The organism is Candidatus Methylobacter favarea, from assembly GCF_902806695.1.
Lineage (GTDB): Bacteria > Pseudomonadota > Gammaproteobacteria > Methylococcales > Methylomonadaceae > Methylobacter_B > Methylobacter_B favarea.
The window spans coordinates 1-6,906 of record NZ_CADCXN010000134.1; the positions used below are offsets into that span (position 1 = coordinate 1).

Annotated in this window: 7 protein-coding genes; all 7 read right to left on the reverse strand. The window is 52.6% G+C overall.

The genetic code is table 11. The annotated features are described in order from the left end of the window. A partial coding sequence (locus HUX64_RS18955; protein ID WP_246247154.1) for an FAD:protein FMN transferase occupies nt 1–287 on the reverse strand: 287 nt, incomplete at its 3' end. 75 nt (nt 288–362) lie between these two features. Beyond that, nucleotides 363–3,158, reverse strand: coding sequence for a DUF3570 domain-containing protein (locus HUX64_RS18960; protein ID WP_217426629.1), 2,796 nt, complete (start codon nt 3,156–3,158; stop codon nt 363–365). Continuing rightward, nucleotides 3,145–3,369 (reverse strand): DUF4266 domain-containing protein, encoded by a 225-nt coding sequence (locus tag HUX64_RS18965; RefSeq protein WP_174627748.1) that lies wholly within the window; start codon nt 3,367–3,369, stop codon nt 3,145–3,147. The genes HUX64_RS18960 and HUX64_RS18965 overlap by 14 nt, the downstream gene beginning before the upstream one ends. 111 nt (nt 3,370–3,480) lie before the next feature. Further along, nucleotides 3,481–3,999: a TlpA family protein disulfide reductase gene (locus HUX64_RS18970; protein WP_174627749.1), complete on the reverse strand. Its 519-nt coding sequence runs from the start codon at nt 3,997–3,999 to the stop codon at nt 3,481–3,483. A gap of 93 nt (nt 4,000–4,092) precedes the next feature. Then, on the reverse strand, nt 4,093–4,548 hold the full coding sequence (locus HUX64_RS18975) for a hypothetical protein (RefSeq protein ID WP_174627750.1): 456 nt from the start codon (nt 4,546–4,548) through the stop codon (nt 4,093–4,095). 386 nt (nt 4,549–4,934) lie between these two features. Next, nucleotides 4,935–5,801 (reverse strand): HEAT repeat domain-containing protein, encoded by an 867-nt coding sequence (locus HUX64_RS18980; protein ID WP_174627751.1) that lies wholly within the window; start codon nt 5,799–5,801, stop codon nt 4,935–4,937. Between the two features lie 389 nt (nt 5,802–6,190). Beyond that, nucleotides 6,191–6,906: hypothetical protein (locus HUX64_RS18985; RefSeq protein WP_217426630.1), on the reverse strand; the 716-nt coding region annotated here is incomplete at its 5' end.

Sequence of the window (6,906 nt, forward strand, 5' to 3'; positions counted from 1 at the left end):
CCGGAAGTAATATCAAACAAGCCGCCGCTTTGCTCATAGCAGGCAGCCGCATAATTCAGCAAGCCCGCCGTCTCATCATCCACCGGAATACGGCCGCCAATGGCTGCGGCCCGGTTGATAGCCGACACGAAACTATCGCCGCGGTAGCGCGAATAGAGCGCTTCCAGCCGGTTCACGTCCGCGATGACGGCATCGGCCGACTGTTTAGCCTTAGTATCGCTACTAGCATATAGCTGCACGTCGCAGGGCGATCCCATCGCTTTGAAGGGATAATGATAAATTTTCAAGCAGTCTGCCTTGATTATCATCTCCCCAGACCCGGCCTGGCGCTTAATGTCTTGCGCGGCTTGAGCGAGAGCCCGCTAAAACGCATAACTCCATGTGGCTGACAGCGCGCCCTCGCGCGGAAGCTGATAGCCGTTGACATCATCATTAACCGGCTGCAGCCACTCGAAACTCAGCCGGTTGCCGCCCAGATCGCCGCGCGGCACAAAGGCGTTAAGCCCGAAACCCACGTCCCAATAGCGGCCGCCGTAACTGGTCGAGTAATCCATCGGCCCCAGTTTATTGAAGGTCCCGTTAAATTCGCCTTTAACCGATCCTTTTACCGTATAAACTCCGCGCACGGACGCGGTAAGCCAGTTTAACAAATCGTAGCCGCCCCATGCCGTGGACTGAAATATATCGCCGAAGGCAAAACCCGATTTATTCCTGTTTTCAAGACGCTTGACGCCGCTAATTTGCGCTCCCCATGACCAGCGATTCTTTTGGCCGGTGTAAGTAATGCTCGGTTTGAAGTCCCAGGTGCCGCTGCCCAGCTGCATGTCATAATGCATAAAACCGCCTTCCAGCCCATGAGTGTCCCTGAATTTGATGCCGACATCGCCGGTCGGCGCGCTGATGCCCAACGCGGTGTGCACATGATGTCCAGGCGCATCGAACAGTTTGATTAAGGCGTAAACCCCCGTATCGCCGATGCCGCCGGTATTATGCTCATGCAAGACGTGGTGAGGAATGGCGGCTTCCTCAGCCGGAGTAGTCGGCTGCGGCGCTCCATCGAGTTTCCGCATGGACATATCCATGTCGACGAACTGCGGCATAAGCATCAGGTTCAGCCAATCGGTAGGCGCATACATGAGATCGAGCATATGCATATGCATAGCCATGCCGCTGGACGCCAAAAAACAGCCGTTACTGTTGGGGCAGCCGTTATTTACAATATCCATGTCACCGGCGGCGTCAGAGCCATGCAGCATGGCCCCGTGCTGGTTGCCGTACATATAGCGGTAGCCCACCATGAAATCGCCGGACCGGCTCAGCATATGATCGAACATCACGCCGGCAGGCCCATGTCCGCTGTGGCGGCTGTGATCGTTATGGCCGCCGTGACCGCTGTGCTCGTCATGTCCTGCTCCGGCAAGAGCAAGCGCCGCCAAATCCACTTTTAGCGCGGCATTGACCACGTAATAATTAAAATCCGCATAGCTGCCCTCGCCTCCTCCGCCCAGTTTTAAAGAACCTTCATGCGTATAATATTCAGCACCGGCTTCCAGGCTGACGCCTTTGGTAAATTGCTTGCTTATCGTGACGCCGCCGCTTAAAGCGCCGTAACCCGACAGACGTTGATCGCTGGAATAATGCGCGGGAAGCAGTTTGCGATCGAACGGAACCGTTTTATTGATCGGATTTACCGCAACTTCATCCACCCTGTTGCCGTTTTCATCGACAAGATTAAAGTTCTGATCGCGAAAATAGGTCTTGCCGTTATTCGGATTATCGGCTTCAACAAGAATCGGCCGCCCGCTTGCATCGACAACGAGCTTGCTGAACGCCTGCTGCGAAACCAGGTAGGGCTGGTAGAAACTGGCTGCATCCTGAGAGTAATACCGCACCCGCGGCGTGACCGTCCAACCGTTGCCGAGAGGTTGAACCCAATCCGCTGCAAAGGTGTGGGCGTTAATCCCCCAGTCATCGTGAAAAAAACGATAATCAAAATGTAGAGCCGCATCCAGACCGTCGATATGCTGGACATACCGCAAATCGCCCGTCCATTGATTACGCGCATCGGGTCTCTGTTCAAGCAAGCCGATAGCAAGGCCGGTCAGCTCTCCCGACGGCCCCGGCGTTTGCGCGGGGTCGATGAACGCGGTCTCGACGGCTTTATAGGGATTAGCCATGTATCCCGTGCTGCGGGTATAGCCCGCGCCGGTTTCAAAGAGCGCGTTCCTGTTCAGAATCTGGGTCAGGCCGAAATGCGCGGCCCAATCCTGCCGCTTGCCGTGCAGAACTCTTTTTCCGCCCGGAAGAATTTCTATCTGGCTATCGTACATGGCATTGTAACTGGCCGTGCCGGAGGTTGTATCATAAATATAGGGAGCGGCGTCATGATCGATTATGGCTTGAGTATCGCTGGCGGTATAACTCAGACCCAGATTCAAGGTGGTCAGCTTCTGGTTAAAATCCCAGCGTCCGCCCAGATTTCCGAATCTGGATTCATAGTCGTTTTCCAGCGAAATGCCGCCGCCCACATCCAATGCCGCCTCGTCCCATTCATAACTCAGCTTGAAGTCGCCTTGCTTGCGGGTTTCGGGCGAAGCGGAGGAAAGCGTATGGACCAGCTGCGGATCTTTGCTGAAGGTATTGGCTGCATTGTTTCTTTGCAAAGGATTCAATTGCGCATCGAAATAGACATTGTTATTCTGCAAGAAAGGCGTCGCCCCGGCAATTACACCGTTTTCCCTGTTGCCCTGAAAAGACAGCGGCGCTGTCGCAATGGGCGTGGCCCCGCCCCAGGTATCCTGAATATAATTAAAGGCGAATCTTACCCGGTCAGCCAATTTAATTTTCCCGCTGCCCTGAAGACTCTCCACCTCGATAGGCTTGAACCGGCTTTTAATCCCGAAAAGCTGGCGTTTCCCCTCCTGGTAGTGCCCATATTGAAAACCGGCTTCCTCATCAGCCGCCTGCGCAGGGGTCATCATTAAGCCCGGCAGCGCCAGAGCGGCCGCGGTCAGCGCATGCAGCGGCGAACTGGCCGAGGCCGCGGCTTGCTGTTTGGAAATACGCGGTTTTATAACTCCGGTCAAACGGCGGCACGCGGAAACGAGCAACCGGCCCGCACTGCTTTCAAGAGTTTTCTTTTTTTTAATAGCAGCCACAGCCGCCGCCCGCCGCTGAACTGCCGCCGCTGGCCGCTTCGCGGCTGCTGTAATTATGCGAGCGCAGCGTGCTCAGCATCGGGTTGACGTCCAAAGCCATCTGCGGCTTGGCAAGATTGCCGCGCTCCCACGGAGCCACCGGCGCGCAGCCCGACAGGCAGGCCCCAAATATAAGGCATGCGGCTGCCGGGGCAAGTTGACTTCTTTTCATTCACTGTTCCTAATAAATATTTTCTTATCAAAATCCGTTAAATGAATAGTGGTCTTAGCCGCCAAGTAAAGTGCATCATTAATCCTGAAGCTGCCTGTTCGCAACACGATACTACTGTGCACCCGCATGCTCCGCTAATAACCGTTCCACCAGGGACTGAAGTTCCTTAGCTTCTCCGGGCCGGAACCCAAGCTGGATATGGCGGACAACGCCCTTGCGGTCAACAAGATAGGAGGACGGCATGGCCTTGACGTCAAAGTCCCTGGCGCATTGCTCGTCCGCATCGGCCGCCACGGTAAAGTCGGCCGGATATTTACCGAGAAATTCCTTGGCGTCAGCGGGATTTTCATCCAGATTGACGCCTAAAATTTGCAGGCCTTCCTTGCTGAACTTCTCATGCAGGCTGTTCAGGAAGGGAAACGATTTCGCGCAAGGGCCGCACCAGGATGCCCAGAAGTCGACATACAACACTTTGCCATGAAATTGCCGCAGATCATAACGCTGCGCATCGCGCATGGAGGTTAACCCGCAATCGGGCGCTTTGCCGCCAGCCTCTACGGCAAATATTGCCTGGATGGGTAAAATAAGCGCCAGTACGGCGCACAGTAAAACTGATATTCGCTGATTCATTTAGAGATATTTTATTTAAGCAATCGATTAGTAGCCGCGACATAGGTTTTTTTGAGTAAGAATAATGTTCGCGGCCGCCGCCCGGATTAACGCTTACTGAAATTGCAATACGGTCAGCTCGGTACCGGTATGAATATTGCCGCTGGTCAGGCAATGGTAAGTAACATCGAACGCTCTCAAGCCTGCCTTGGTTTTACTGGCGGATATGTAATACACGCCGGGGCCGCCGCTAAGAGTAACCGCTTGACTATAGTTGGCATCGCCGGAGACGGTATCGGTAATACTGGTCATTTGATTTCCTTTGTAAATCTGGAAATTCAATAATAAGCCCGGCACCGGTGGAGAATTATCCCTGATCTGTCCAAAAAGATAGGCCGGCGCCCCGTTGCCGTCATCAAAACAAGTCACAGCCGCCAGATCGGTGGCGCTCGGGTTATTGCCGCCGGCGTCAACAATGGCGCTGCCATCGTGAGCCAACGCGCCGCCGATGTATCCGCCAGCAGCTAATAATGATGCTGTCATAAGAATTTTTATAAATGCATTTTTCATAATCCTATCCTCGCGGCTCTCTATATAAGAGATCATTAATAGTTAATAAAGTCCTGATTGCCTCATTTTCGAGGCGTCTGTATGACAAATAAATACCCTTGAGTTGTCTTTTTTAAAGAAAATATCTTCCGAAAGGCATGGGTACATAGATTTTAAAAAACTCTGATTAAGTCCTCCCACAGGCTCAGGACGAACGGTAAGTAGTTGATTCCGTTCGTGGTGAGCTTGTCGAACCATAAGCGGAATCAACTTGTTCAGAGTTTCCTTTATAAAGATTTTGTTTATTTTATTCTTTTTCAATCTCCGGTATTTATGCTGTACCTCCTAGCCGCTTTTCACTCACATAGGCACCCAATTGGCAAGTCTCTCTATAGTGAGGGTTGCCGTTACTGAGTGCTGCCCAGCTTCGGAATCGGCCTCAGCCTTAAGGCCGCCAGTTCGCGCACCGATGCATTCTCATCCGTAAGCGCCTGCTGAAGCAATCCGGGATCGCTTCCGGCATTGTCCACTGCGGTTAGACGCACCGACACATCGTCATCGTGAATCGCCTCCTGCAGAGCGGCCGCGGCCCCTGCTCCTTCGCGATGCGCCAAAGTAGACAAGGCTTGCGCCCTCACCTTTGCGTCCTTATCCGACAGCGCGGCTTCCAGCGCTTCCCTGACCGACGGATCGTTTTTGCGCCCCTCCGCTAACAGACGCCCGACCGCCGCAGCCCGTTCCGCCGGGGCTTTAGAGGATGCCATCTTCACTAAATTATCCGTTTCGTCCGGCGCAGGGTCAGGCTGCGTATTCGCCGCTATCTGCTGCTGATTTCCGGGCAATGAGCATTCGGCTGAACTTGCCTGATCGCCGCCGATTTTTGCGCCGAGAACCCAGACTTCAGAAGGCTGAGCCTGCTGTTCCGTTTTGCCGGATCGTTCGGCGTATCGAAAAATAAGGTCGGCTTTATTATTAAACAGGCACTCCATGACCTGTTTGACTGTGGTTCCGACGCAGGTTGCATTCACCAATCCATCCGGCAGTACGGTATAGTTTATCGGCACGCCGGATTTATCCGCGATGGCGCCAAGCACCTGCGCCATCGGCGCTCGTCTGATTTTCAGCTGCAGTTCAACGCCTTTATCCTTAGTCATGACCACGCTGATTTGTTGCTGATCAGGTTTGCTGATATTTCCGGCAGCCAACACTATATTGGACGTCAACAGGAGCGAACAAACAATCCGGAATTTGGCATAAGGAAAAATCGGCATCATTAAAACTCTTATGGCAGCGGCCATTCTTGTATTTGCAGCCGGGTGTCGGCAAAAATGCTCTGACCGGCAACCATTATAAAGACCGCTGGTAAGCATATAGCGAATTTTTTAAAAGCCAATGAACTTATCATGCGCTCTCCCGCTATTATTCACTAAATAATACATTTTCGATAATCAATCACATGCCATTATTCTACTTACTAATTGCCGGCAGCAACAAGAAATAGCAAGACGAGTGAATTGCAGCAGGCCTGTTAAATTAAAAGTCCACGACGATATGTCTATCGCCGTGGGCAAGTCAAACATAGCTTTTACCTGCGCAAAGCCGCTAAAACTGATTTCTCGCTGTTCGGTTTGCGTGCGCAACAAATCAGGATAATATCCAGATATTATTTCCAATAAAGAGTGCCTTCTCCTACTTTCGGGCCTGACCAGACCGGCAACTCATCATTAATCTGTTGAGCTGATGGGTAAATATAAATATCATCGCCCAACCCCCCGTTACCCGTGCAGCCTGCCGGAAGAGCCGTCACTCTGGTAACCTTCAAAGTGGCCGGCGAGCCCCAGCCGTCGCCCGCAACTGTGTGAGCGGCGTCTACATAGCCATCATACTTGGAATAAGCGGGGCCGGCAGGAACAAAGTTTGGGTCATTGCCAGGGACAGAGTGATTAGGAGATGCGGTAGGCGCCCCAAAGGGCGCTCCCGGCACGCCGGGAAAATTAGGAATGGGAGACCAATAGAGAACTTGTTCATCCGTGGCGATAGCGCTATCCGGGAGTGAGCTATCGCAAATATCAGCAATGGCCAGTTCGAACGTCACAGAGCGGGCGCAGGATGCCGGATTAATAGTGACAGGATTAACGTCGAAATCTACGGTGACAACAGTGGAAAATGTTTGATCATATTCTTTTCCTCCTGCCCAAAATCCATCTATATTACCTAAACTATCGACTTTAATACTGTTAGCGTCCCATGGGCCGCCTGTACGTCTTAATGCAGCAATATTAGCCAACGGGGAATAGAAATCACTTGCCTGGATAGTGGAATACTGCTTACCGGCGCCAGAGTCCACTCCTATCACGGGCGTATAACTGACAGCGTTGG